Below are 26,149 nucleotides of genomic sequence, written 5' to 3'. Positions count from 1 at the left end.
TTTTATTAAAATTTAATCAGGAAGTCCGTTCCGGGTAAAATCAAGAAGAATCTCAGCAAGAAGAACAGGATCAACCAGCTCTGAACATTCAGATTCAACCAGCCGTTTATCAATAATTTTTATCCCTCTGGCTTCAATTTTTTCAAGCTCCAGACCATTTTCATAGCAACCGTTTTCCGTATCAACCAGAACAGCATCCAGCACCGAATCTACACTTATCCCTGACGGATTGTCAGCTCTGAGGACTTCAAGAAGACGCTCAACCTGCAAAGCAACGCTATGCCCTTTGAGCTCCGGATCATATCCCATATTAGGAATAAAAATTTTGGGAGCCGGGTTTGAAGAGATACTGTGCCCGATATCCTTGGGAAGCAATGAAGCCAGAAGGCTGGAATAAAAACTGCCCATGGGATAAACAATCAGGTCCGCTTCCATTATCAGCATCATGGCGATTGAAGAAGCATAGACAACCTTTGGCCAGGGATCATTTACTTCCGCACAGATCCACATACCGTCAATGGGACTTTTTACAGGAATATTTTCTTTACCGGAAAAGAGATGCTGACCGGCAATAACTTCTCCATTCTTAAGCCTGACAGCAAGATGACCGTATTCAAAAGAGCAGGCTCTGACCATTCCGCGTGAACAGGAATAGCGTGCAAACTGGGCAATGGATGGAGCAAGAATTCTTTTATGCACCAGGTAACCGGATGCCAGCGCGAGATTACCAAGGCATGCTCCCCGCAGATCAAAACTATCCGGCATCAGATTTAGGAAGTAGAGAAACTGTCTGGCAACAACTCTCCGAACACCCTGATTGATATCAAGCATTAACGGATGTTGTTCACTGGCAAGGCTCTCAAGCTCAATTTTAAGTTCTTCCTGTGATCCATTGTGAGCAAGTCTGTATTTGAAGAGCCTGATGACAGCATCACATTTATCTGAAGAATTGTCGGACAGGGACAGCAGTCTGTTTCGGATATCTCCCACAGCAGGCATTTTAAAGGCAGTTCTCAATTTAGCGGAACTGCCCCCGGAATCAAACGTAGTAATGATATGCATTGAATTGGACGTATAGCGTACAAGCTCTGAAGCAAGACCGGCAAGCGCCGTTCCCCCGCTGAAAAAAAGCACTCCCGGACCATCGGCACGTTCAACCCTTAAATTCTCCAATCATGATCTCCTTTTAAAAAAGATAATCAAGAATTATGCCCTGTTTAGAAGAATTCGTCCATAAATATAAAAACACCATCAGAATCTTTTGGTCATCCTTTCCAGAAATGACTGCAATTGAGTCAACTCATCAGGGTTGAAAGCTGAAGTAATCTCGCGGGTAAGATCTAAATGCAGCCGGTCATGCTCCCTGTATAGATCAATTCCATCTTCCGTAAGCTTAACGATAACCGAACGGCGATCATTTTCATCAGCTTCTCTGCAGACAAGTCCTTTTTTTACCAGCTTATCAACCACCACAGTCAAAGTTCCGGTGGTAACTCCAACTTTTTCACTTAGTTCCTTCATGCGCAAGGCTTCGTGGGCTCCTAGCAGCTCAAGAATATGAATCTGCGAAAGAGAGACTCCTTTGCCCCGGACAACCGCATGCTCCCATGACGAAAGTTTTTCGTAAAATTCAACTATCAGTCTGGTAAGTTCTTCATAATCGTTCATTCATCATACCCCCAGATCTGCATAAAGCGAATACAGCCCGAAGACAACTGTCAAAACACCGATAACCCTCATTACAGCCTTTTCTATCCAGCCCTGAGACAGACTCCTTGCAAGTGATGAAGCCTTGTAGATGGCAAATATAACCGCACTGACAGCAATTGCGGTGGTTACAGCATAACCACTGAAAACAAGGCAACTGGCAACAGGACTTTCCGAATCAAGGGCGTATGAATACATGGCCGCAAGGGTCGGGCATGGAACAATCATATTTACGAATCCAATAATAAACAAAGCAAGTACTCTGGATCTCCCCTGAACAAGGGCTGAGAGTCTGGCGGCAAGACCGGTGACATGGTGATGATCGTGATCATGTACGTGGTCATGCCCGTGTGCATGGTCGTGGTCGTTGTCATGTCCGTGATCGTGCTCATGCTCATGGTCATGGTAGTGATCGTGCCCGTGCTCATGGTCGTGGCTGTGGTCGTGCCCGTGCTCATGGCTGTGTTCGTGCCCGTGCTCATGGTCGTGGCTGTGTTCATGGTCATGATTGTGGATCAGTTCCGGCTTAACAATCAGCAAAGTGCCAAGAATTATTACCAAACCGTTTACCACCATATCCATATAGTAGCGCACTGAACCGCTGAAAACTGTAGATATTGCTCCAAGGCTTAATCCAATAAGAATACAGGCCAGTGTTGTTCCCAGCAAAAAAGCAAAAGTCATTGCAGCAACCCTTTTGCCTTTGGTTGTGCCAGAGACAAACGGAGCCAGAACCAGCCACGAATGACCGCAAGGGTTTACTCCATGCACCAAGCCTAGTAAAAGTGCACTTTGAAAAGCAACAGGAAGCATTGATTCACCGGTCATATATATTCTCCTTTTTTGTTTTGATATTCAAACTTTTTTAGATTGCTAATAGTTTGAATGTCAAGATAAAATAGAATATTAAAAATGACTTCCCAGATACAAACAAAACAACACAAATAATAACAGGTAATTATAATGGTAACTTTTTTAAATGTTCACGGTTTCGGCTCCACCGGAGATAACACTAAAGCGGCTGCCCTGCGTAATCATTTCCCGGATAATGAGCTGATTTCACCTGATTTTCCCATGGACCCGTTCGGCTGTATGGAACTGCTGGAAAAAACAATCAACAAATATGCTGACCGGGAGCTGGTGTTGCTGGGGTCTTCAATGGGAGGGTTTTATTCACTGCTGGCCCATATTCGTTTCGGGGTGAAAGTTCTGATGATCAATCCAGCCTTGAATCCATCCGTGCTGCTTCTTGATCATATTGGCGAGGTTGAGAACTATAAGACAGGTGAAAAAGGTGTTGTAACCCACGACCATGTGCAGGTTTTCGAAAAGCTGGAAGATGAAATAATGCAGGGTAAAACCGATCCGTCAAAACTGATGGCTTTGCTTGGCGAAGAGGATGAAGTTCTGGATCAGAAGGTAATGAAAAAAATACTTGATGCAAAAGGTGTCAACTATCTGTGCTTCCATGACAATCATCATTTTGATGCTTACGATATCCTGCTGGAAGAAGATAAAAGAATAAGGTCATTTCTTATGAACGAATAAGCTCATATTACAGGAAGCAGATCATTCATATCTTTGATATAACCATTTTCCAGCTGATTTACTTCCTGAATATATGTTTTGAAAGTAAGATCCATAGATGGATTTATAAACCGGTGCAGGCTGTATGTGGGAGTGGAAAGGAAACCGCGTCTTGCTTTGTGCTCCCCGCCCATGCCCGGATCAAAATACTTTATTCCATGCCTGATAGCCCATTCAAAGGCGGAATAATAACACAATTCAAAATGCAGAAAGCGGACCTCTTCAAAACATCCCCAATAGCGTCCCCATAATTTATCAGCAGAATAGGTGAACATGGCCATAGCCAGCGGATCTTCACTGTCTCCGCGAAAAGCGGTCATAAAAAGCACACTATCGCCAGCTATTTCCGGTAAGCGCTCAAAAAAATCACGAGTAAGAAATTTACAGCTCCACTCACCGAAACGATCATTAGTGCGTTCATAAAGGCGATACATAAAATCAAAATATTTCGGAGGTATATTTTCCCCGTATATCGGCTCGACCCTTATATTTTCCCTTTGAAGCTCCCGGCGTTCTCTACGGATTGTTTTTCGACGGTTGCGGTTGACTGTTCCCAGCCAGTCCTCAAAAGAATTAAATCCCGTATTCTCCCAGCTGTAGCCCTGATGCTGCCATGAGCTGTAGCCAAACTTCTCCATTTCCAAGGCCCAGCGGGCATCAACAAAATGAAAAGCGCAACTCCCAAGACCATTTATACGGGAAAATCTATCAAGGACTTTGCACATGAGCGAGGTCATCTCTTCCCTGTCCTCTTTGGGATCAATAAGAAATCTGTACCCGGTGGCAGGTGTAAAAGGACTCATGCCGACCAGTTTGGGATAATACCTTATATCCCCTTTCTCGGCGACTTCACTCCAGACCCTGTCAAAAATAAATTCCCCATCACTATGGGTTTTCATATACAGGGCTGCTGCAGCAACCAGAATTCCATCCTTATGAATCAACAGATGAATCGGAATCCATCCGGTCTCAATGCAGGCACTGCCTGAACTTTCAACAAGATTAAGCCACTGCCAGCGCAAAAAGGGAAAATTAAGTTCTGCCGCAAGACGGTTCCACTGGTCCTTATCCACTTCGGATATGGATCTTGCCCACGATATTGAGCATCCTTTCAAAATTTCAGACATTTTATATCCCGCTCGTCAGCTGTGTTTGGCCGATGCAAAAACCGATTCCAGTTCATAAAAAGCTGCAACTTCTTCCAGAAAAAGACTTACAACTGCTGTAGGTTCTCCCTTTTTCCAGACCATGTAAATATCCATTGTCGGAAAATTATCCGCAAGCGGACGGGTCACGATTCCTTTGCGCTGAATTCTGGTATTTTCAGGAACAAATGAAACCCCCATGCCTGCTGCGATTAGAGCTGTTACACCGGAAATTCCGGCAACCTCCTGTGCCGGACCGGGGAAAATATTTTTCTCATGGAAGGCTGCAAAAATGCTGTCATAAAGATCAGGATGCCCGACTCTGGGGAAAATAATCAGCCTTTCCCCTGCAACATCTTCAAGAGTAACTGAATCCTTTGCGACCAAAGCATGATCTTCCGGCATTGCCAGCAGATGCTGCTTGCTAAACAGCAGCTTGTAATCAAGATCATGAAGACCATATTTGTAGGCACTGCAAAATCCCACTTCCAATTGCCCTGTGCGGAGCTTTTGCATCTGTGACGAAGCTCCAAGCTGGGACACTTTGACCCGAACATCAGGATAATCAGATTTAAAACTGCGTATTATTTCCGGAAGGTGGCTATCCATAGCAATCTCCATAAATCCCACAGAGATACGCCCTGTTTCACCCTTTGCCATCCTGAAAACAGTATCCGCCGCATTATTTATTTTATCAAATATCTCAAGGGCTTCTTTTCTCAAATACTTTCCCTCTTCAGTCAGCTGCACATTCCTGCTGTTACGAAGAAACAGTTTGGCCCCGAGCTCCTCTTCAAGGGCCTTTATCTGCTGGGAAAGTGGAGGTTGAGCTATATGAACTTTTTCTGCTGCACGACCAAAATGAAGTTCTTCAGCTACCGCCAGAAAATATTTTAACTGCCTGAGTTCCATACCCTCTCCAATTAAACTGTATTCCCTATAGTGTCATAAACCATACTTATCCAGTTGGTTTTTCTCAATCTTGTACTTTTACCGCTAAAAGAGATAAAGTCTTAAACATAAAAGATGTATCGGATAATTACCTTATATCTTTCCCCATTAAAACATTAAAACTCATATATTGGAGTCCCGAAAATGGATCAGCTCGATAATGTTCTCGATGATATTCAGCAGACTTGTGAGGATGTCGCAGTGGATATGTTTGGTGAATCCAACAAACAAAGATGGGAAAATCCCCGTTTTGCGGGCGAAATTGAAAACCCGGATGGAGTTGGAGAGATCACCGGTGAATGCCGCGACATGATCAGAATCTATCTCACTATTGAAAATGAGATCATAACAAAAGCACTTTTCTACACCACAGGTTGCGGGTCAAGCATCGTCAGTGCAGACATGTGCTGCGAACTGGCAACAGGAAAGAATGTTGATGAAGCTTCAGAAATAAGTGGTGAAGACATCATCAAAGCTCTTGGAAGAATTCCATCAGACAAAACCCACTGTGCCCATCTTGCTTCATCATCTCTTCAGGAAGCCCTTGGAAACTGGATGGAAAAGAAGAAGAAAAAACAGGAACTGCATTAAAATTTAAAGATATCCGGCTATAACCCTGATGAGTGAAACCTTATTCACAGGTTTGGCCAGATATTCGGTAAACCCGGACTCCAGACACCTGATTCGCTCACTTTCCTCAGTGTTTGCGGTAAGAGCTATCAGAGGGGTCCGGGGGTATCCGTTTTCCACCTCAAAAGATCTTATCTGCTTTGCCGCATCATACCCGTTCAAATCAGGCATAATTATATCCATCAGTACAAGATCATACTTCTGCTGGGAATATTTTAAAACAGCTTCTTTCCCATCTTCCGCAAAATGCAGTTTAAAAGGTGTATCCTTCAAAAACAACTCAATTAACAGCCTGATACTTTCCGAATCATCTGCAACAAGTATCCGCGCCGAACGCAGGGCTGGTTTCAAATCTTCAACAGATTCATGGTCTGACCTTGATTTAAAAATTCCGGCTATCCTGAAAAGCTCAGCCCTTGATAGCGGCCATCTTGAAACGCCCACAAGACCGAAGACTTCATACATAAGCGGTTGAGAGGCTAACAGACTGTTATGGCTGGTTAAAACGCACATTTCCAAGTCTGCTCTATTAAGAAAAGATCTGACTTTTTCAGCTACTGCCAGTCCTGATGAAGAATTCAGACTCTCGGAAATCAGCAGCCCGTCAAATTCAGGAACACTCTGCATTTCCTTCAGCTCGGAAAGATCGGAAACGGTAACACAGTCAAGTCCCCAATATTTGAAACACTGCCTTATATAATCGCGCTCAAGTTGATTATTATTGAGCACAAGTATTTTTAAATTTTTAAAACCCTGCTGCGAGGCAGAATTCAATTCAGATTCCACTTCAACAGCTTCAAGCATTATGGAAAAACTAAATTCAGAGCCTTCTCCGACCCTGCTGGCAACAGCAATATCCCCACCCATCATCTGAATCAGATTTCTTGTGATAGACAGCCCCAACCCGGTTCCGCCATACTTTCGAGTCGTGGACGAATCCACCTGAATGAAATTTCCGAAAATATTATTTATTGCTTCTTCCGGAATTCCGATACCTGTATCCCGGACTGTTATATTCAGCCTTATTTCCGAACTACCCAACAATTCCAAATTAAAATAGCAGTTGATACTTCCGGTATCGGTAAACTTAACGGCATTACTTATTAAATTAACAAGAATCTGCTTGATTCTAGTGGGGTCTCCCGAAAGTTCCGAGGGCACTTCAGGAGATATAAGACATGAAAATTCAAGATTCTTTTTAATTATATCAGCAGACATTATCCCGGAAACTTCATCAACGAGCACATCCAGACTGAAAGGGATATTTTCCAGATTCAATCGGCCTGATTCTATTTTGGAAAGATCCAGAATATCGTTAAGCAGATTTAAAAGAACCCTTCCCGAATCACGAAAAATTTTAACATATCTATTCTGTTCTAGACTAAGACCGGTCTCTTCAAGCATGTCAGCCATTCCGAGAATGGAATTCATCGGAGTTCTGATTTCATGGCTCATCTGAGCCAGAAATTTACTTTTAGTTCTATTTGCTTCTTCAGAACGATGTATAGCTTCTTCCAGCTGTTCCAGAGTTTCAGCCATTCTTGCGGCGTTCTTTTCTTCCTCTTCTCTGGCTTTCAAAAGTTCTACAGTGTAACGCTTAAGCTCATCTTCCTTTTTCTTACGGTCAGTAATATCCCGCACCACACAAAGAAAAACCTGATCCCCAAGATAATTTATAATCCTTGGTCTGACTGAGGATAAAATGGTTTTGCCGCTTTTAGTCAGCAATGGAATTTCAAAGCTCTTCCCATTATACAATTCTCTGGGATTCCCGGTTATAGGTGCTAAATCAGGATGAAATTCTTCGGGGACAAGATTCTGAATAGCAAAAGACAAAAATTCTTCAGGAAGATAACCAAGTATCTCGGCAACCCTTACATTTGCTTCAATCAACTTTCCTTCACGGTCGTTAATCCAGACTATATCGCTCACGCTATCAAAAAAAAGCCTATATCGTTGCAGTTCTTCCGCCTTGCGCAACCCTGAAAGCATGGCAGACAAAGAATTCTCCAATATGGAAATCTCACGAATCCTGTGATGACTTTTACTTATGCTTAAGTCCTGCCCGTTAGCTATGCGGTCAGCGGTGTCACATATTTTTTTAAGCGGCGAAACAAGTCTTCTGCTCAAAAAAAGCGACCCGATAATACAAATTGTCAGAATTACAAAAATAAAAGGCATAGCAGCCATGACAATGCTGTCCAGCATTCTGTTAAGGCTGTCATAAGAAACCCAGTATCCGGCCTCAGGAAGAATTGAACTACGATAGATAACCCCGTTTATTCCGTTCATTGTAGCACCGCTCAATGATTCGGATATATTGCTATTCCCTAAGAACACAGATGAGCCATCACCTATACGAAAAAATCTGGCCCCCTCCATAATTAGAAAAGAACCGCTGGCGGAAGAAAAAAGAATATGGCTGGCCACTGCTTTTTTTATATTTAAAACACATACTGCAGAACCGATCACATCATTTCTGTTCTTCACTGGGACAGAAAAAATTGAAAAAAAGCGACCGTCTGAACTTCTAAAAAACCTTTGCTCAAAGTGGTTCTTTTTTGCAGCATTCAGGATTACTTCAGAATCAATTTCAGTGGGATGGGATGAAAAAATACGATCGTATTCATCTGGAACAACATAAAAAGTGACAGCTCCGTCAGGCCGGTCGTAATCACTAAGACGCTCCTGAAGCTGATAATCAAGGTGGAGTTTAAGGCTTACCCTTAAAGTATTATCCCTGCTTAATTCATCAAGCCTTGCTTTAGAATTAAGAATGAGACTTTTTACTTCAACTGCGGCCCTTTCACCCTCTGCCCTGACCCTGTCTCTGAACTCAGAAAGAAGACTGCTTTTTGATTTCTGGTAGATAACGCTTCCAACGGCAGCAACAGCTAGAAGAATAAGTCCACATGCAGCGAAAGTTATCAGCGTTGCCAGCCGGAAAGAACGCTCCCGGGTTCCGATATTTACTTTTCCTTCACCCATTATTCATAAACCTCATCAGCAGCCATAAGAATATCATCAGGGATGACAATACCCAATTCCCTAGCCCTTTTGAGATTTATAACCAGAGCATATCTGCGGGCATCTTCTATCGGGATGTCTTTTGGTGAAGCTCCTTTCAATATTCTCGCTGCAATATCCCCGGCCTGTCTACCCATGGAAATAAAGTCAACTCCGCATCCTCCCATAAGTCCCAGTCTGGCCCACGAATAATTCAAGGGAATACCTGGTTTCATACAATTTTTAACAGTCCAGTGAATAATCTTTTCGCTGCCGTAGGAGTTACCCTTAGAATCTTTTAAAAGTGCGGCAACAGGATAGATACCGCCGACAGCAGGATCATTGCATATGGATTTTATTATTTCCTTGTATTGTTCCCATGAGCCGGCAACTTTCAACTCAAGTTCAACACCCGGGTCACCTTCAGCAAGTTCAGCTTTAACCTGCTCAAACACAGCCAGACCAGTCGGTGAGGTTTCATAAACCATCACTACTTTTTGAAGTCCCGGAATTAGCCGCTTTTCAACTACCAGCGCATCAACAATATGAAGTTTTTCATACACCCCTGTAATGTTATGCCCCGGACGAATTCTTGAATCCATCCACGGTTTGATTTTGTTATAATTTTCAGGCTGCACATTCATTCCGGAAAAAACAACCGGCATATCAGAATCAAGGTAGTGAAGAGCCACAGTTCTGAAAGCGTTATCATCAAGCACTATCAAAATGTCCGGGGAGAATTTGTCAATTTTAGAAATAGCCAGTCTGGCCTGTTCTTCTATCAGCTCGGGAGTATTATTTTTTAATTTAGTATCCATAGCCAGAATACTTAGATTAATATTTTTTCCCGGAATAAAATTATTCTTTTTCAAAGATTCCAAGACCCCGAGCTGCTGCGGCAGACCGCATATATTTTCAAGGGAATAGCTGTGTACAATAAAAACTTTGTAGGGAGATTTTCCGGCAGCATATATCCGGGATGGAAACATAATAAAAAAAATCAGTAATCCCGATAAGCAAAGTAAAAATTTCATTACTCCCCCATGCTTAAGTTAGATTGTGACCATAACTTATATATACCTGAAACCTGATTTTTTTAAATATTAAAAATCAATATTCAAAAGTCATAAAAAGGAATCTATAATCAAAATTTTTATTTAAATTATTTTTTAATCTGCTTTATAAGTTTAACAGTAACTTTTTAATTTAAAAAAAATTCAAATTTAGTATTACAATATATAATATTATTTTAATAAGTTGGTAATAAACAAAAATGTATTTATTTAAATACAGATTATCCTACCTTGATAATATATTTTGAGTATCTTTTCCAAAATATATATTATTTTTTCATCATAAAAAACTTAATTCAACTCAACAGAATATTATTTTATACGAATCTTCAGCATTGAATTTATATGCATACTATAGGTATAAAATTTACCTTACTAAAGACTCATATAAATAATTTTAATATTTTAACACATAATATATTATCAATATTTTTAATAAATTTAATTTTTTATTTTTTCTAAAATAATACGTCACAATAAAAATCGTTAGAATTGCAATAAATACTTACTGATGTTAGTTTAAAGTTGTGTGCCCTAAACATATAACCTGAGAGAATAATGAATTTCATAAATAAAATTCTGATTATATCTATTGCTTCTTATATGCTTATTGGTCCGATCAGCATGGCTCATGCTGAAGGAAACAATATTTTAATGTTGTTCGGATACAGGTATCCACCATTTTATTCAGTAGGTAAAACAAACAATTCCGGATCACTTCATGGTGAGTTTATAACTTTTTTAACTGAATTCAAAAAGACTTATCCACAGTATAACATTAGATATAAATGTATCCCTAGAGGAAGAGTAAAAATTCTTTTATCAAGTGGAAGAGCTGATGCATCAGCACTGACAAGTCCGGCTTTTGAGTCAGACAAGCTAAATAAAAAAGTTATTTATTCAAGTGCATTATGGGAAGTAAGTGACAATCTGGTTGTAGTGAAAGACTCTAAATTAAAATTCAATGATATAAGTGATCTGAAAGGGAAAAGCATCGCCGTTATACATGGAAACGGTTATGGTCCGCTCGATAAATACTTTGAAAACGGGACGATACAAAAGGTATCTGTGTATAAAACAAAACAACAACTTGATATGCTTATTAAAGGCAGGGTTGATGCTGCAATCTGCAATTATCTGGCTTTTCCATGCCATCTTAAACGCTGTAGTTTTAAGGAGAAAAGGTTCAGGCTGATTGAAAAGCCCCTTTACACTTTCCCGCTAAAGATTCTGGCTTTCAAAAAACATGTGCAATTTATAAATGATATTAATAAATTCATCACTTCTTACAACTTCCCGTCAGTAAAGGATATGCTTGCTAAAGTGGTTACTGAGAAATGTGATCAAAATTCCACTGCACACTCTGCAACAAATAATTAAAATCAGTTGCCTATATTTTGCGCTATTCCTGATCCTTGGGAAAATATAGCGGACAATTTTTGCCTTCCACTCTCACAAGCTCTACAGGAGCATAGGATCTGTCACGATCTGGAAAAGCAGCCCTGTAAATTGAAGCTCCTGCGGAATAAACAAGGGCAACACTCAATGCCACAATAAAAATTAATGAAAAAATTCTCATCCTATGCTGACTCCAAGGTAAAAATTATACAGCATAGATGCAATCTATATACCTGTTTTTTGTATTAAAACGCGCCACAAGTATACGCAGCCAACAACCACGCGAAATGGTGAATTAAACCTGCATAAACATATTTTAAGAATAATTATTTTACCCATTATTCTTAGAAATTATACCTTGGATAGGGTAATTTATTACTTGTCTTAACTTATCAGTATCCGGGCATCAGGAAAAAGGTGCCGGATTTATCCTGCACTAAGCCGGCATATAAATTGGCATGTGGATTTATAGATAATAAAATGATGCAGTGGAGAATTAGATATTTTTTCCGGGGACTTCTTTACAGAATGTGGCAATAAGAATTGCCCCCCGGGATGGTTGGGAGGATCCGGGGGGCATTTGCCGGGAAGAGGCTGGTACATCTTTTCCGCAGGAGGGGCGAATTGAAATGTCCAAAACTTTTTTAGCTTCAACCTTAAAAGTCAACCTTACGGACAGGTGACAGTTTCAACCATTTTATATTACAAGGTTAAACAATGTCTGGCGCAAACAGTCACAGTCAGTAATATTTGAACTCTCTTATTGATAACTGTAAATACAGTTAAAAATTTAAAAACAACGGATAACGCTATGTATATTTTGAAAGAAGGCGAAGAAAACAGTTTTCATGACCTTGTCCCCCTTGGTGAAACAGACTGGCCTGAAGAAGTTAAAAAAGAAATATCTGATTTTTTCAGTCAGGCAGGAGTTTCAGACCCTTTGACGCAAAAGCTTGTTGAACCGACCTTGAAAGGATTCAAGTCCAAAAATAAAAATAGCATAGATTGGGACGATGTTATTGCTTATTTTAAATATGAAGCACTCAGTGTTCTCATTATGCACGACCCCAAATTCAAAGATAGAGCCGAACAGTTGTACCGTGACTTTTTTGAAGGGCAAAAATTTAAAGTGTGGAACAAAGAATAATAAAATAGCGATGCTCTTTAAAATTAAAGAGCATCGCTTTCTTTTTTATAAAACGCCCAAACAGGCTGATAAGGATATAGGTTCACATCCTCTGCGGAGACTTGTTTTTTTAATTACTTTTCTGGCAGGGCGAATATTATTCCCAGCCCTTCCCCTACTATCTTCATTATTTTTTCAGAACCGGTCCATCCAGCCGCACATTCAGGGCTCAGGCTGATTGTAAGAACTTTAATTGTCTCTTTGGATATCTGGGCAGCTAAAGCTTTTGCAAAATCAAAAATATATTCATCTGTAAAAATCTGTTCCATCTCACCTGATGAATTTCTGGAACAAAAATAGTCCAGATCAAGATTGAAAATCCATTCACCATTCAGCCGGTCTAAAGTGCCGGGAAAATCCCAAGGGTAGCATCTGGCAAAATTTCCACTCGGCTCACTTCCCCTCTCATGAGTTGCGGTGATCAAGGTGGCAATTTTATCGCGATACCTTTCAATAAACAGCCCCAGATAATTATCCCACCTGAAAACAGGAGTTACGGCAAAAAATTCATTATCGTACCCACAGGATAAGTAGTCATGGATATCCATCTTTTCCAAACCATCGAGAGGAACGTGGGCATAATCTTTTTCAGAAAAAAGGGCATCGTAATGCCTGTCGACATGAAAAAGGCCGAATTGTTCTGATTCTTTCACAAAATTCATCCAGCACCACATGGCGGCACGATGATTATCCATTATAAATATCGGCCCGTCATTCCACAAAAAATTCAATTTAATGGAAGTAGAATGATTACGCCCATCAAATGGAACCAGCCATTCAGCCATAATTAAATCTCCTCAATAATATTTTATTTTTTAATACAATCTTTTTCAAAAATTGTTAAGTTGCACTAAAATGAAAATGCCGCCCAGTGGGCGGCATTTTCATAAGGATGAGGAATATGATGGTGTTTTCCTACGGAACTCAGGGAGGGGGGAGAATGAGTTCCGTGAAAATATGAAATATCAAAAAAGCAAAATTTATATTTTAATATATAAAAGATTATTATCATCCTACTGAGAAACTGCATAAACAAATACAGTAACTATTAATTCGTACTATTTAAGGCGTATCTCAATTATTAATAATATAAATTTAAATCATAATGCAATTTCCATTAAGATATATTTTATTTTAGCAAAGACTATCTATATTAATTTTCCTTCCACAGTGCGGACATGTTCTTATTGTCTTACCAAAATTGTGTCCCATCTGCCAGTAACGAACCATCCAGTTATCACTTTTTCTATTACTGTATTGAACAATTATCCGTTTACCGCATTTACAATATCTTTCCTGCATGACGCTCTCCCTGCTGTGTGTTAGACACTGAAACGAATCAATCAACCGGCCTCTATCGCATGTGACGGTTAAAAACTAAACACATGGCAAACATTTGTCAATCAAAAATAAACACTACGTATACAAAAAAGCCCTCAAAATAATACATCCTATTGAAAATATTATTTTAAGGGCTGAAATTATCTATATTCTCTGGAAACCCAGATAACGCGCCCAAGAACTCTTACATTATCCAGTTCATCACCACGGAGATAAATCGGTGAATAATCATTATTATCGCTATGTAACACAACCTGACCGGGACGCTTCTCAACTCTTTTTACCATGACGGTATCTTCAACACCGACAGCATATATTCCACCTGCGAGAATATCAGTGCGGGACTGATCAAGCAAGACAACATCTCCTTCACGAAGTTCCGGTTCCATGCTGTTGCCGTAAACTTCCATAAGGACCATATCAGAAGGATTTCCTTTCCGCTCAACCCACTCGGAACGAAAGGCAAAATAACCCTCGACTCCCGATTCGGTTTCAAAGGACCCTCCGCCGGCACTTAAGCGAGCTGCGACTTTTGGAATCCTGCGAAATTCTTCAAAAAATATTTCTGAAGCTTCTTCAGGACGAGCAGCTCCTTCTCCTGTTTCAAGCCATGAAGAGTCCAGCCCGAATTTCATGGAAAGATCAAGAATCCATCTTGGTGGAACAGCACCTTTTTTCTTAACCAAAGAGACCGCGGCCCTTCCGACACCCAGTTCTCTGGCGAGATCGGATTGGCTTGCAATTTTAGTTTCCTGCCTCAGTCTTTCAAAAAATGAATCAAAATCTCTGCCGGACATTTAATCTCCGTATTTATCAAGTCATACAAATTACAACAAATAAGTTAAACTATACTTAACATCAGTTCAATCTTTTTTTTAAATCACAGGGTTTTCAAGTAATAAATAGTATAGTAATTAGTGACAGAGAATTAATTCTAACAATTAACAGATGAAGATTATGGCGGATAATAAAGACATTAAAAACTATGCCGGGCAGATTTTTGAACATTTCGATTTTGATTTCGGCGACTCGGGGATGGAAATAGTCATTTCATCAGCTGCTCCGCCTGAAATACTCGATATGGTCATCAAGGTATGCGGATCAACAGATCAGGAATGTCTGGTCCAGATATATGAGGCCTTAGGCACACTGATTGAAAGTGATGATGTTGAGTGCAGCGAAATTGATGAAAAAGTCTGTGAAATAGGAATTTACTGTAATCTGCTCGACTGGCTTAAAAAAAATTAAAGCCGCCCCCGTTTATGGAGGCGGCCTGATTATTTCAAACTGCGACTAAACATATTTTTTAAAGTCTTCGCCACCTTCTACAATAGAAAGCCCTGCTTCAAGAAGTTCAAGACTTACAGACTCAAGCCGAACTTTAACGGTCTGCCCTAATCTGAAAGCCCGACCGCTTCTTTCACCGATAATCATCTGATGGTCTTTCCAGAAAGCGTAATAGTCATCATTAAGCGAAGCCAGCCGAACCATTCCTTCAGCCATGACTTCCTTAAGCTCTATCCAGAATCCGAATTCAGCCAAAGCTGAAACAACTCCGGTAAACTCTTCCCCAACTCTGCCCTTGAGGAAAAGCATGGTGATACGCTTGATAATTTCACGTTCGGCTTCCATGGCCACACGTTCCCTAGCGCTTAGGTGTCCCCCGATGTGAACCAGCTGTTTCTGCCCCGGAATAGCTTGATGGGTGTCGCCAAGAGCTACTTTAAGACAACGGTGAACAACCAGATCGGCGTACCTGCGGATTGGAGAAGTAAAATGGCAGTAACACTCGGAGGCCAGTCCGAAATGCCCTTCATTCTCAGGCTGATATTTAGCCTGCTTCATAGATCTGAGCAGCAGACGGCTGACGATGTATTCCTGACCGCTGCCTTCAACTTTTTCAATCAGATTCTGAAGAGTTTGAGGAGTTATTTCTTTTGGCTGCTCCTGACTAAGCCCCACCCTTTTTAAAATTTTAAACAGGTTGGTGAGCTTTTCCTCGTCCGGTCCGGGATGGACACGGTACATACAGGGCATATCACGGTCTGTCAGGAACTCTGCAACAGCTTCATTAGCAGCAATCATAAATTCTTCTACAATCTGATGTGCAAAATTTCTACTCAGCGGTTTTATATCTTCTGTTACACCGGCTTCATTAAAAATAATTTTAGGCTCAGGGAGATCAAACTCAATGCTGCCACGCTTTTTCCTGCGTGAATTTATTTTCCGGGCCAGTTCTTCAGCAAGATCGAGCATTGGAACAAGGTCTGAAATCTTTTCACGCTCACTATTGTCTTTTTCGATAATAGCTGCGTTCACCTGCGTATATGTGAGTCTGCCATGGCTGAGAATAACTGCCGGAAAACAGGCTGTTTTACCGGGTTGTCCTGTTGAATCAAATTCAATAGTAACAGCCATTGCCAGCCTTGGAACGTCCGGATTCAAACTGCACAGACCGTTACTTAAAGCCTTGGGAAACATTGGTTCCACAGAGCGTGGGAAATAATAAGAATTACCACGTTCAAAAGCTTCACGATCAAGAGGACTGTTCATGGGGACATAGTGGCTGACATCAGCAATAGCGACCCAGAGTTTGTAGCCCTGCCCGAACTTTTCTACATAAACGGCGTCATCAAAGTCCCTTGCGGTTTCGCCATCAATGGTGACGAATGAAATATTCCTTAAATCTTCACGCCCGGCAAAATCATCCTCTCCCGGAACATCAGGCAGCTCTTCCGCCTGCTGAATGGCCTTATCCGGAAAATCTATGGAAATAGAATGTGATGATTTAACTATGGATTCCTGAACATCCGCATCAGATTCAGGTCCAAGATAATCAAGAATCTTGCCCTGCCATAAATTCGGATTGATCCTCTCACCCGGACCTACCAGAAAAATATCACCTTTACCTGCTGATGCAGTCTCTTCAAAATCTCCGGGTTCAACCACAATACCAAAATCCAGCCGCGGATCAGTGGGATTACATAGAAGTCCGGTCGCCCCCATAGGTCGCACGACTCTTACCGGGAAGACCTGTTTTCCCCGTTCAAGGACACGCAGCACACGTCCTTCGGCATTACGGGTTCCGCGCTTCTCATTTGTTATAGCAACTGAAACCCTGTCACCGTGCCATGCTTCGCCCTGATTTTTCTGATGTATAAATATATCGCCACGCCGTTTGTCATCCGGCAGCACAAATGCTGCACCGGAACGCTGCACCTGCAACTTTCCAGTAACAGTACTCATTTTACCTGCAAGCCCGTAGGCACTTCTTGTTTTTACAAGCTTACCCTGTTTGACCAGATCGGTAAGAAGATTTTTGACTAATTTGCGATGTCTTTTGGTCAGTCCAAGTTTTTTTTGAATTTCACCACCGGACATGGGCCTGTCCTCAGTACGAAGAAGGCGCAGAATATCTTTGTAATCAGCAACGTTACCACTGCTTTTATTTTTTTTCTTATTTCCCATCTTTATGCACCTTCACGTTTTCTACTTCCGGTTTTCACGATTGATCCGGTTAAGACTCCACCAGCTGTCAAAAGTTTCAGGCTCACTTCCGTCAAAAAAGATCGAACGGCTGAACTCGATATCAAGGTCAAAAGTCCAGAAGTCATCAGCCCCAAGCCCTTTCAGCTTTACGGCATCCTTTGGAGTACAGATAATTTCACGGACTCCACAATGTGATGCTGTTCTGCGGATAGCCGCGATATCATCGCGGGTATAGGAATGATGATCTTTAAAAATAACATGCTCCTCAGCAGACCTGCCCATAAATAAATTAGCCGTAACTTCGAGTTGTTCAGGATTTCCTACTCCTGACACCAGAATATATGATTCATTCAGTCCGGGTCTGGTTTCCCGCCCGCCAAGTCGGCGCAAAGCTCTGGGCTTCAGAGAAAATTGAAACACAGGTTTTTTAAATTTTTGTAATCTGTTTTTAATTTCTTCACGCATTTCATCAAAAAGAAAAGGCCGGCATTTGATCAGAAAAATATCAGCCCTATTAAGAGCCTTTACTCCCTCACGCCATGTTCCCCGTGGAATAACCCTGTTCCACCCGCTTTCGATATCTTCCGGGGTCAGCAGGACCATATCGAAATCACGCCTGACGGCCAGATGCTGAAATCCGTCATCAAGAATAAAAATTCCCGGTCCGTAATGTCTGGTAACCCATGATGCGGACCTGATCCGGACAGGATCAACAACAATTTTAGCTCCGGGATGCTCAATAGCCAGCATTAACGGCTCATCCCCGGCTTCCTGAACCGGACTTTCCGGTTTCACCAGATACGGCAGTTTAGGTGGAGCGGCTCTATAACCTCTGGAGAGTAAAGCCGGGGCAAGCCCCTGAGACAAAGCCCAGTCCAGAAGCCAGCCTGAGAGCGGAGTCTTTCCACTTCCGCCTGAACCGATATTCCCCACCGATACACAGGGACACTCAGGATCAAATCTTGAAAAAGTCCCTTTTGCGTACATTTTTGAACGCATGCCCATAACGGAACCATAAATTTTACCAGCAGGGCAAAGTACCGGAGCAAGTAGTTTTTGTGTTTTTTTTATCAAAAGATTTTCACTCGTTAAAATTCATTCGTCCTCATTCCATAACATCAGAACCAAGTAAGAGTAAGCATAAAACAAGGCCGTGAAAAGTTAAAAGGCAGAACCGCAGCATACCCGGAAGTATGAATGGTTCTGCCTTTTTAAAGTCATTAAAGTTACATTTCAACAGCACCTGAAAATTAAGTTTAAAGGCACCGTCTAAAAATCAACTTTTTCACTGATAATTAGTCGCGGGTTACACCCATGAATCTGATCAGGAAAAGGAACAGGTTGATAAAGTCGAGATAAAGGGAAAGAGCTCCGAGTATTGTTCCTCTGCGTATGGCCACCTGATCATCCATAGGAGCATTTTCGCCCATAGCCTGTAGCTTCTGAGAATCATAAGCTGTAAGACCTGCAAAAATAACTACACCGATAATGGAAATTACAAACTCCATAGCCGAGCTGTGCATGAAGAAGTTCACGATGCTGGCAATGATAATTCCAAAAAGCCCCATCATCAGGAATGAACCCATTCCGGTCAGATCACGCTTGGTGGTCAGGCCGTAAAAACTAAGGGCTGCAAACATTCCGGCAGTGACAATAAAGGTATTAAAGATTGATGAAGCTGTGTAAGCCATCAGTATCAGAGACAGAGTTGCTCCATTCAGGGCACTATAAATGATGAATGTAGTTGTTGCTGTCTGGGCGGACATGTGCTGGATGCGGGCACTGAGATAGATAACAAGTCCGAACTCGGCAATAATGGCACCCCAGAAAAAGATGGAGGGACCAACCATACCGGTAGCCGGATTGACTGAAAAGAATATGGATTGAAAAGCAGGAAGGGTATAAATCATATACGCTACTGCTGCCGTTACCAAAAGTCCAATGCTCATCCAGTTGTAAACCCCGCGCATAAAGGCATTGACTACTTCCGCGCGGGTACGGGGAGTCTGCACGGTTCCAAGTCTGCTCATTTCATTTCCTCCTGTGGAATTGATAGCTTTATGCGGCAATTGACCGCCATTGTTTTTAATCTATAAGGGACAAGATAGTCATCTTGACACGATCTGGCAAGAAAAACCGAACGAAAGAAGCTGACTGCGGCTTAAAAAAGACAATAAAAAACCAATACATATATATAGGTCGGCAGCCACAAATTCCTGAATCATTTCAGGATGGAACCATTTCTCTTTTTTAGTGCATAAGGTCCTGCGCCCAGCGCAGCATGCTGATTAAAACCAGTATGGCCCCTTCGCCCCTTGAAACACGCCATCCGGTTCTTATAAAGACCAGAACCAGTCCCACCATCCCGACCAGAACGGCAAGCCCCGGCAGAGCTTCGGGATTTACATGCAGGGGACGCATTATACATGTCAGCCCCAGCACTCCGGCAAAATTAAAAAAGTCACTACCGATAAGGTTACCGATAAGCATTTCATTTCGGCCTTTGATAGATGCGGCAAGACAGGTGACCAGTTCCGGCAGCGATGTTCCGGCGGCGACAATAGTCATACCTATAACCCACTGCGAAACGCCAAAATGTCTGGCTATGGTAGAAGCGGACTCAACCATAAGTTCACCGCCAAGAGCTATGCCGATAAAACCGGCTATCAGCATGGCCCAGTCTTTCCAGGACAGGCTGACATGCTCTCCAGCAGCCTTTTCCATATCGGTAACAATCGGCGAGGCCGCGGAATTCATCCTTCTGGTGTGCACCATGAGGTAGCCGATATAACAAATTAAAACCGAAGCCAGAATTATTCCGGTAGTCCGCCCGAGGGAATCGAAAAAAGACATAACCAGAATAAAAGCTGTGGTCAGCAGAAGCAGCGGTGTATCACGGTATGCTATGGCCCGGTTTGTGGGTAAAGGTTTTATGAGGGCCATAAGTCCGAGAATAAATCCCAGATTAAAAATATTTGATCCCACTACATTGGATAAAGAAATGTCGGAAAGACCTTTGAAAGCGGCCGTAATAGTTACAAGGAACTCGGGAGCCGAAGTTCCGAAAGCAACTATGGTCAGCCCGATAACCAGCTCTGAAACATTGAATCTGCGTGCTATTTTTGAGGCAGACTCTACTATCCAGTCAGCACCGAACCAGAGCAGAAAGATGCTGGCAACAAACGACAATGCAGTTAAAAACATCAGTATATTCCTAAAGTGGATATCTACAGGATTATTTTTTTATTTTATATTAGGTGGTTTAAAAAAGATCAATCCCCTCCGGCAGGGTCTTTTCTACCTGTTGCAATCTTCCACTCTTTGAGGTCATCAAGATTGCCCTCCGCAAATGAAACTGTATCTCTTTCCGGCAGAACTTCAACAATAGAATCACCTTCGGGGCCTGTTACATTGACTCTGACAGGACCATTGGAAGCCACGGCCTTGCCTGAATACGAAGCAACAAAGGCTGCGGCCTCGCTGATGGCTTCATCACTCCAGCTATCCCCTTTTATATTGCGGCCGAGGCTGTAAGGACCCGGATAATCGATAAGTTCAAATCCGTAATCTCCATCACGCCGGTACTTTTCAACATTCTGATTATCACTGTTATTTCTGCCGATCACAAGCCAGTTAAGCCCAGACCAGTAATGTCTGCCGTGATTTGCAAGCTTAAATGAATTCAAGTCAGGTCCATCAAGATACCTGAACAAGGGGAAATAGCGGGCAGAATTTTCAACTTCAGTCAACCGGCATCCACCGGCGGGAGAAGGAATCTCTGTAAAACCGTATTCTCTGGCCATGCGTAACTGCTGCTTGCGGCCACGCCCGAAAATATGCGGAAGTCTGTCACGGTCAACCAGTCCTGATTTTTCCATAGGAGTGGGAGCGAAGCTTGCGGCACACAAAGGTCGCAGCAGAACATCGGAGACCTCAGCGTCACGCCTGATGGAGTTTAGAGCATCCTTGCGCTGGGACATCGGACGTTGACCGATAACTTCCCCTGAAATCAGAAAAGAGGCTCCATATCTTTCAAGCTGCGTTTTGGCATGATTAAGCATAAAAATTTTGCAGTCCACACACGGGTTGAGCAGCTTGCCCATTCCATATGAAAGGTCGCCGAACATCATCTCTATATATTCACGGCTGATATCAACAGCAACAATATCAACACCGTAAATTTTGCTCCAGTGATCTATTTTATCGGGCTTGCCGAAAAAAGGACTCACATAATGCAGGCCGAGAACTTTGAGCCCCTGATCCTGAATAACCCTGCTGGCCAGAATACTGTCGAGCCCACCTGAAAAGAGGGCCAATGCGTCATATCTTGTTTCCATACGCGCGGCTCTACCTTCATTTATATCAAATCGCAACAGCATAATGCGTCAGAAAACCGGAACACACACAATTTCAGACTATTTTAGAATGTTTTATTAAAAAACATCAGTACGATACTTTCAATGTATAAATATTACTTCAAAGCTCCCATTTCTGACAGTTGCGGTTTAATCACCTATCTGATATCTGATGCTGTTGCCTTAGCGGAATAAATATTTACAATTTTATCCGTAAGGCCCGGACCTTGCGGCGCATCTGCCTGCAAAGCCTCTGACGCATGTGACAATCGTCTGAGTTTTTATTTTTAATGTGTTGCAACGTCCAACCCGATTTCGGAGGATTTATGAGTAGTAAAAAAGTAGCCCCTGACGAACTTCGCCGTGAGGCTCTCAAAACCGCCCTTACCACTATTGAGCGTAAATTCGGAAAAGGTTCAATCATGCGCCTTGATTCCGATGCAACTCAGGCTATTCCCGCAGTTCCTACGGGATGTATAAGTCTGGATCTTGCTCTTGGCATCGGTGGAATCCCCAAAGGAAGAATCACTGAAGTATACGGTCCCGAGTCATCCGGTAAAACAACTCTGGCCCTGCACATCATTGCGGAATGCCAGAAAATGGGCGGAAATGCCGCCTTTGTTGATGCCGAGCATGCTCTGGACATTCAATATGCTAAACGTCTCGGCGTAAAAACCGATGAACTGCTTATATCACAGCCGGACTACGGCGAACAGGCTCTTGAAATAACTGACCTGCTGGTCCGTTCAGGTGGAATCGACATTGTCGTAATTGACTCCGTTGCCGCACTGATCCCGCAGGCTGAGCTTGAAGGAAATATGGGAGAAACTCAGGTCGGCGGACAGGCAAGACTTATGTCTCATGCCCTGCGCAAACTGACCGGAACTATCCACAAATCCAATGCCGTGGTCATTTTCATCAACCAGATCCGCATGAAGATCGGTATGACCGGTTACGGCAGCCCGGAAACCACTTCCGGTGGTAATGCTCTGAAGTTCTATGCATCTGTACGGCTTGATATCCGTAAAATTCAGACCCTTAAAGATAAGGAAGAAGTTTACGGTTCACGCACAAGAATAAAAATAGTTAAAAACAAAGTGGCCCCGCCGTTCAGGGAGGCTCTTGTAGACATACTTTACGGAACAGGAATGTCCAGAGAAGGCGAGATTCTGGATCTCGGAGTCGACAACGGAATTGTTGACAAAAGCGGGGCATGGTATGCCTTCGGTTCCGAGAGACTGGGACAGGGAAAAGAAAATGTCCGCCAGATGCTGCTTGAAAATCCTGACCTGCGTCAACAGATTGAAGATAAGCTTCTGGTTCATCTGGGCATGAAGGAAGCTGACGAAAACACAGCTGATAAGGCGGTTGACTCAGCTAAATCCGAAGAGTAAAGCCTTTCAACCCGGCCGGAGGATTACCCGGCCTGCGTATCTGCCCGCCATAAATTGTATTTATGGCCGTGGCAGGACATATTATTGAGGTTCTTACTGATAAATAACCATCAGGCGGAACCCCACCGTAACAGAACGGACCACACAAAGAGCTATGGAGACTTTGATGAAGGCCAGTGAAATCAGAGAAAAATTTCTGAATTTTTTCAAAAAGAACGGACACACAGTTGTTGACAGTTCCTCACTTATTCCAAGAGATGACCCGTCTCTGCTTTTTACAAATGCAGGTATGGTTCAGTTTAAAAAGACCTTTCTCGGTCAGGAAAAAAGGGACTACATAAGAGCGACAACTTCTCAGAAGTGCCTCAGGGTCGGCGGTAAACATAACGACCTTGAAAATGTTGGCAGAACCGCAAGGCACCACACCTTCTTTGAAATGCTTGGCAACTTTTCCTTTGGTGACTACTTTAAGGAAGATGCCATTAAATTCTGCTGGACCTTTCTGACTGAAGAGCTTGGTCTCCCTAAAGAAAAACTCTATATTACTATATATAAAGACGATGATGAAGCCGGCGAACTATGGCAGAAAGTAGCCAATGTTCCAGCTGACAGAATCTATCGCCTCGGTGAAAAGGACAACTTCTGGTCCATGGGCGACACAGGACCGTGCGGCCCCTGCTCGGAAGTGCATATAGATCAGGGCGAAGAAATGTCCTGCGGACCGAACTGCGGCATTGGAAAATGCGACTGTGACAGATTTCTTGAAATCTGGAACCTCGTTTTCATGCAGTACGATCAGGATGAATCCGGCAACAGAGTTCCCCTGCCGCGCCCGTCTATCGACACCGGAATGGGACTTGAAAGAATTGCTGCGGTCTGTCAGGGCGTGCAGTCCAACTTTGAGACAGATCTTTTTCAGCCGCTGATTCAGGCGGTAGCTAAAGAGGCCGGTGTAAAATACAAAGATGACAAAGAGACCGACACGGCTCTTCAGGTTATCGCCGACCATTCCAGATCCATAGCATTTCTTATCACCGACCAGATTCTTCCTTCAAATGAAGGACGCGGATACGTTCTGCGCCGTCTTATCAGGCGCGCTTTCAGATTCGGACGTCTCATCGGTCTCACCGATCCTTTCCTCTACAGATCAGTTGAACGCGTAGTGGAACAGATGGGCGGACAGTATCCCGAGCTGGAAGCAAACAAAGATTTCATGCTTCGTATGGTTAGAGAGGAAGAAGAACGGTTCAGCCAGACCCTCGACAAGGGACTCCTTATTCTTGAAGAAGAAATGGAAGATCTCGGCAAGAAGGGATCTGCGACTATTACCGGAGAAATAGCTTTCAAACTTTACGACACATACGGCTTTCCCCTTGATATCGTTAATGACGTAGCCGAGAAGAAAGGCTTCAGTGTAGACGAAGACGGATTCAAGGCAGCAATGCTGGAGCAGAAATCCAGAGCTAAAAAAGCCTGGAAAGGCTCCGGGGAAAAAGACGTAGCATCAATTTTTCACCATCTCCTTGAAGCGAGCCTTAAAAACCGCTTCACAGGTTATGAAACCCTTACCGGGGAATCCAGGATACTTAGCATCCTTTCCGAAGAAGGCGAACACCTTGAACGTCTGACTCAGGGACAGGGCGGATACATTGTTACCGCGGCAACTCCTTTTTACGGAGAATCCGGCGGTCAGCAGGGAGATACAGGATCGATCGAGACCATGACCGGCTCAGCCGATGTTCTCGAATCAGTAAAACCTTCTCCCGAACTTATCGGCCAGAAAGTCTTTGTCAACGAAGGTGAACTGCTCCCGGAACAGGAAGCAACTCTCGCAGTTGATGAGAACAGGAGAATCGCCACCGCGCGAAACCACACCGTTACACACCTTCTCCACTCAGCTCTGCGTAAAGTACTTGGCGACCACGTCAAACAGGCCGGCTCTCTGGTCGGTCCGGACAGGTTGCGCTTTGACTTCACCCATATTGCCGCGATGACTCCGGAAGAGATCAAGGCAGTAGAAGATGATGTAAACAAAGCGATACTCGCCGATATCACCGTAAAGAAAAGCGTAATGTCCAATGAAGAAGCTCACAAACTGGGAGCTACAGCGCTTTTCGGTGAAAAATACGGCGACGAGGTAAGAGTGGTGGAAATCCCGGGGCAGAGTATGGAACTCTGTGGCGGGACTCACCTTAGAGCAACCGGGGAAGCCGGCACCTTCGTGATTCTTTCCGAATCAGGAGTTGCAGCCGGAATACGCCGTATCGAAGCTGCGACCGGATGGAATTCCCTTCGCTTCCTGCAGGAGCAGCGTAATGAGCTTGACAACTCGCTAGCCATGCTCAAAGCAACTCCCGGACATCTTGCGGATAGAATATCCGGCTTGATGGCTCAGGTGAAAGAACTGACAAAAGATAATGACAGACTGCAAGCCAAGCTGGCATCCGGCGCTGGTTCAGACCTTATGCAATCCGTAGAGGAAATCTCCGGAGTCAAGGTTCTGGCCGCCAAGTTGGAAGTCACCAACGTCAAAGCACTGAGAGATCAGACCGATGCACTGAAATCCAAAATGGAATCAGGAATCATCTGCCTCGCGGCTGTGACAGGAGAAGGCAAGGTCTCACTTATCGTTGCTGTCACCAAGGATCTGCATGACAGATTCAAGGCCGGAAACCTGATTAAAGAGGTCGCGGCCGAAGTTGGCGGCGGTGGTGGTGGAAGGCCTGATATGGCTCAGGCAGGAGGAACAAATCCTGCCGGGATTGAAAATGCCTTCTCAAAACTGAAAAAGATCGTCAGTGAAGGCTGATAAAAAAAATTACGAACTGGAAATCAGCTCTTGACAGGACAAGATAAGACAGCTTATAAGTCCCATTCCAGTTTTTAC

23 protein-coding genes are annotated in these 26,149 nt (G+C 43.1%); 7 read left to right on the top strand and 16 right to left on the bottom strand.

All coding sequences use genetic code 11. From position 1 onward, the window contains the following. Positions 1 to 12: 12 nt before the first annotated feature. From G496_RS18375 to G496_RS0100505, 3 genes are all read right to left on the bottom strand, one after another. Positions 13 to 1,173 carry a GAK system CofD-like protein gene (locus G496_RS18375; protein WP_034631878.1) on the bottom strand — a complete coding sequence of 387 codons (1,161 nt, stop codon included), beginning with the start codon at positions 1,171 to 1,173 and terminating at the stop codon, positions 13 to 15. A 78-nt stretch (positions 1,174 to 1,251) separates the two neighbouring features. Next, positions 1,252 to 1,668 carry a MarR family winged helix-turn-helix transcriptional regulator gene (locus G496_RS0100510; protein ID WP_027177546.1) on the bottom strand — a complete coding sequence of 139 codons (417 nt, stop codon included), beginning with the start codon at positions 1,666 to 1,668 and terminating at the stop codon, positions 1,252 to 1,254. Between the two features lie 3 nt (positions 1,669 to 1,671). Next, positions 1,672 to 2,535 (bottom strand): urease accessory protein UreH domain-containing protein, encoded by an 864-nt coding sequence (locus tag G496_RS0100505; protein WP_027177545.1) that lies wholly within the window; start codon positions 2,533 to 2,535, stop codon positions 1,672 to 1,674. A 135-nt stretch (positions 2,536 to 2,670) separates the two neighbouring features. Between G496_RS0100505 and G496_RS0100500 the strand changes: the two genes are divergently transcribed. After that, positions 2,671 to 3,255, top strand: a complete 585-nt coding sequence (locus G496_RS0100500; protein WP_034631874.1) for a YqiA/YcfP family alpha/beta fold hydrolase — start codon at positions 2,671 to 2,673, stop codon at positions 3,253 to 3,255. 2 nt (positions 3,256 to 3,257) lie between these two features. Here the strand turns inward: G496_RS0100500 and G496_RS0100495 are convergent, their stop codons facing one another. Both G496_RS0100495 and G496_RS0100490 read right to left on the bottom strand, forming a co-directional pair. Beyond that, positions 3,258 to 4,421 (bottom strand): GNAT family N-acetyltransferase, encoded by a 1,164-nt coding sequence (locus tag G496_RS0100495; RefSeq protein ID WP_027177543.1) that lies wholly within the window; start codon positions 4,419 to 4,421, stop codon positions 3,258 to 3,260. A 15-nt stretch (positions 4,422 to 4,436) separates the two neighbouring features. Then, positions 4,437 to 5,351 carry a LysR substrate-binding domain-containing protein gene (locus tag G496_RS0100490; protein WP_027177542.1) on the bottom strand — a complete coding sequence of 305 codons (915 nt, stop codon included), beginning with the start codon at positions 5,349 to 5,351 and terminating at the stop codon, positions 4,437 to 4,439. A 183-nt stretch (positions 5,352 to 5,534) separates the two neighbouring features. Here G496_RS0100490 and G496_RS0100485 point away from each other — a divergent pair, with 183 nt between their 5' ends. Then, positions 5,535 to 5,981, top strand: a complete 447-nt coding sequence (locus G496_RS0100485; protein ID WP_051294732.1) for an iron-sulfur cluster assembly scaffold protein — start codon at positions 5,535 to 5,537, stop codon at positions 5,979 to 5,981. Between the two features lie 3 nt (positions 5,982 to 5,984). Here the strand turns inward: G496_RS0100485 and G496_RS0100480 are convergent, their stop codons facing one another. Both G496_RS0100480 and G496_RS0100475 read right to left on the bottom strand, forming a co-directional pair. Beyond that, positions 5,985 to 9,008: a response regulator gene (locus tag G496_RS0100480; RefSeq protein WP_051294731.1), complete on the bottom strand. Its 3,024-nt coding sequence runs from the start codon at positions 9,006 to 9,008 to the stop codon at positions 5,985 to 5,987. Continuing rightward, positions 9,008 to 10,060, bottom strand: a complete 1,053-nt coding sequence (locus G496_RS0100475) for an ABC transporter substrate-binding protein (RefSeq protein WP_027177539.1) — start codon at positions 10,058 to 10,060, stop codon at positions 9,008 to 9,010. Before G496_RS0100475 ends, G496_RS0100480 begins: the two co-directional genes overlap by 1 nt. Before the next feature lie 597 nt (positions 10,061 to 10,657). Here G496_RS0100475 and G496_RS0100470 point away from each other — a divergent pair. Further along, positions 10,658 to 11,479, top strand: a complete 822-nt coding sequence (locus G496_RS0100470) for a substrate-binding periplasmic protein (RefSeq protein WP_027177538.1) — start codon at positions 10,658 to 10,660, stop codon at positions 11,477 to 11,479. 22 nt (positions 11,480 to 11,501) lie between these two features. Here G496_RS0100470 and G496_RS21020 read toward each other — a convergent pair whose 3' ends face one another. After that, entirely contained in the window at positions 11,502 to 11,678 is a 177-nt protein-coding gene (locus G496_RS21020) for a hypothetical protein (protein WP_156900562.1), read from the bottom strand. Between the two features lie 630 nt (positions 11,679 to 12,308). Here G496_RS21020 and G496_RS0100460 point away from each other — a divergent pair. Then, on the top strand, positions 12,309 to 12,644 hold the full coding sequence (locus G496_RS0100460; RefSeq protein WP_027177537.1) for a hypothetical protein: 336 nt from the start codon (positions 12,309 to 12,311) through the stop codon (positions 12,642 to 12,644). A 113-nt stretch (positions 12,645 to 12,757) separates the two neighbouring features. On the opposite strand, the gene G496_RS0100455 is transcribed toward G496_RS0100460, so the two are convergent. From G496_RS0100455 to G496_RS0100450, 3 genes are all read right to left on the bottom strand, one after another. Then, complete coding sequence (locus G496_RS0100455; protein WP_027177536.1) at positions 12,758 to 13,468, bottom strand: peptide arginase family protein; 711 nt, start codon at positions 13,466 to 13,468, stop codon at positions 12,758 to 12,760. A 349-nt stretch (positions 13,469 to 13,817) separates the two neighbouring features. Continuing rightward, entirely contained in the window at positions 13,818 to 13,985 is a 168-nt protein-coding gene (locus G496_RS21240) for a hypothetical protein (RefSeq protein WP_169725718.1), read from the bottom strand. Positions 13,986 to 14,164: 179 nt separating this feature from the next. After that, complete coding sequence (locus G496_RS0100450) at positions 14,165 to 14,821, bottom strand: LexA family transcriptional regulator (protein ID WP_027177535.1); 657 nt, start codon at positions 14,819 to 14,821, stop codon at positions 14,165 to 14,167. Positions 14,822 to 14,981: 160 nt separating this feature from the next. Between G496_RS0100450 and G496_RS0100445 the strand changes: the two genes are divergently transcribed. Next, positions 14,982 to 15,272 (top strand): hypothetical protein, encoded by a 291-nt coding sequence (locus G496_RS0100445; RefSeq protein ID WP_027177534.1) that lies wholly within the window; start codon positions 14,982 to 14,984, stop codon positions 15,270 to 15,272. Positions 15,273 to 15,317: 45 nt separating this feature from the next. Here G496_RS0100445 and rnr read toward each other — a convergent pair whose 3' ends face one another. The 5 genes from rnr to G496_RS18370 form a co-directional block, all read right to left on the bottom strand. Beyond that, positions 15,318 to 17,492, bottom strand: a complete 2,175-nt coding sequence (rnr, locus tag G496_RS0100440; RefSeq protein WP_027177533.1) for a ribonuclease R — start codon at positions 17,490 to 17,492, stop codon at positions 15,318 to 15,320. Between the two features lie 21 nt (positions 17,493 to 17,513). Beyond that, on the bottom strand, positions 17,514 to 18,587 hold the full coding sequence (lpxK, locus tag G496_RS0100435) for a tetraacyldisaccharide 4'-kinase (RefSeq protein ID WP_027177532.1): 1,074 nt from the start codon (positions 18,585 to 18,587) through the stop codon (positions 17,514 to 17,516). 221 nt (positions 18,588 to 18,808) lie between these two features. Then, positions 18,809 to 19,543, bottom strand: coding sequence for a Bax inhibitor-1/YccA family protein (locus tag G496_RS0100430; protein ID WP_027177531.1), 735 nt, complete (start codon positions 19,541 to 19,543; stop codon positions 18,809 to 18,811). A gap of 220 nt (positions 19,544 to 19,763) precedes the next feature. After that, positions 19,764 to 20,717 carry a calcium/sodium antiporter gene (locus tag G496_RS0100425; protein WP_027177530.1) on the bottom strand — a complete coding sequence of 318 codons (954 nt, stop codon included), beginning with the start codon at positions 20,715 to 20,717 and terminating at the stop codon, positions 19,764 to 19,766. A gap of 68 nt (positions 20,718 to 20,785) precedes the next feature. Next, positions 20,786 to 21,892, bottom strand: a complete 1,107-nt coding sequence (locus G496_RS18370) for a tRNA(5-methylaminomethyl-2-thiouridylate) methyltransferase (RefSeq protein WP_245577833.1) — start codon at positions 21,890 to 21,892, stop codon at positions 20,786 to 20,788. A 302-nt stretch (positions 21,893 to 22,194) separates the two neighbouring features. Between G496_RS18370 and recA the strand changes: the two genes are divergently transcribed. Next, entirely contained in the window at positions 22,195 to 23,262 is a 1,068-nt protein-coding gene (gene recA / locus G496_RS0100415) for a recombinase RecA (protein WP_027177529.1), read from the top strand. A gap of 163 nt (positions 23,263 to 23,425) precedes the next feature. Then, positions 23,426 to 26,071 (top strand): alanine--tRNA ligase, encoded by a 2,646-nt coding sequence (gene alaS, locus G496_RS0100410; RefSeq protein WP_027177528.1) that lies wholly within the window; start codon positions 23,426 to 23,428, stop codon positions 26,069 to 26,071. Positions 26,072 to 26,149: the final 78 nt, after the last annotated feature.

Source organism: Maridesulfovibrio bastinii DSM 16055 (assembly GCF_000429985.1).
Classification (GTDB): Bacteria; Desulfobacterota; Desulfovibrionia; order Desulfovibrionales; family Desulfovibrionaceae; genus Maridesulfovibrio; species Maridesulfovibrio bastinii.
The sequence above is the reverse complement of the archived record's forward strand: the minus strand, read 5'-3'. Positions and strand labels throughout refer to the sequence as shown.

Coding starts and splice junctions, on each gene's coding strand:
- G496_RS0100425 (WP_027177530.1), bottom strand. CDS start 20,717: ATGTTTTTAACTGCATTGTCGTTTGTTGCCAGCATCTTTCTGCTCTGG.
- G496_RS0100480 (WP_051294731.1), bottom strand. CDS start 9,008: ATGGGTGAAGGAAAAGTAAATATCGGAACCCGGGAGCGTTCTTTCCGG.
- G496_RS0100485 (WP_051294732.1), top strand. CDS start 5,535: ATGGATCAGCTCGATAATGTTCTCGATGATATTCAGCAGACTTGTGAG.
- G496_RS0100455 (WP_027177536.1), bottom strand. CDS start 13,468: ATGGCTGAATGGCTGGTTCCATTTGATGGGCGTAATCATTCTACTTCC.
- G496_RS21240 (WP_169725718.1), bottom strand. CDS start 13,985: ATGCAGGAAAGATATTGTAAATGCGGTAAACGGATAATTGTTCAATAC.
- G496_RS0100430 (WP_027177531.1), bottom strand. CDS start 19,543: ATGAGCAGACTTGGAACCGTGCAGACTCCCCGTACCCGCGCGGAAGTA.
- G496_RS0100500 (WP_034631874.1), top strand. CDS start 2,671: ATGGTAACTTTTTTAAATGTTCACGGTTTCGGCTCCACCGGAGATAAC.
- recA (WP_027177529.1), top strand. CDS start 22,195: ATGAGTAGTAAAAAAGTAGCCCCTGACGAACTTCGCCGTGAGGCTCTC.
- G496_RS0100495 (WP_027177543.1), bottom strand. CDS start 4,421: ATGTCTGAAATTTTGAAAGGATGCTCAATATCGTGGGCAAGATCCATA.
- G496_RS0100445 (WP_027177534.1), top strand. CDS start 14,982: ATGGCGGATAATAAAGACATTAAAAACTATGCCGGGCAGATTTTTGAA.
- G496_RS0100490 (WP_027177542.1), bottom strand. CDS start 5,351: ATGGAACTCAGGCAGTTAAAATATTTTCTGGCGGTAGCTGAAGAACTT.
- G496_RS0100505 (WP_027177545.1), bottom strand. CDS start 2,535: ATGACCGGTGAATCAATGCTTCCTGTTGCTTTTCAAAGTGCACTTTTA.
- rnr (WP_027177533.1), bottom strand. CDS start 17,492: ATGGGAAATAAGAAAAAAAATAAAAGCAGTGGTAACGTTGCTGATTAC.
- G496_RS18370 (WP_245577833.1), bottom strand. CDS start 21,892: ATGCTGTTGCGATTTGATATAAATGAAGGTAGAGCCGCGCGTATGGAA.
- G496_RS21020 (WP_156900562.1), bottom strand. CDS start 11,678: ATGAGAATTTTTTCATTAATTTTTATTGTGGCATTGAGTGTTGCCCTT.
- G496_RS0100510 (WP_027177546.1), bottom strand. CDS start 1,668: ATGAACGATTATGAAGAACTTACCAGACTGATAGTTGAATTTTACGAA.
- G496_RS0100470 (WP_027177538.1), top strand. CDS start 10,658: ATGAATTTCATAAATAAAATTCTGATTATATCTATTGCTTCTTATATG.
- G496_RS0100460 (WP_027177537.1), top strand. CDS start 12,309: ATGTATATTTTGAAAGAAGGCGAAGAAAACAGTTTTCATGACCTTGTC.
- G496_RS0100475 (WP_027177539.1), bottom strand. CDS start 10,060: ATGAAATTTTTACTTTGCTTATCGGGATTACTGATTTTTTTTATTATG.
- G496_RS0100450 (WP_027177535.1), bottom strand. CDS start 14,821: ATGTCCGGCAGAGATTTTGATTCATTTTTTGAAAGACTGAGGCAGGAA.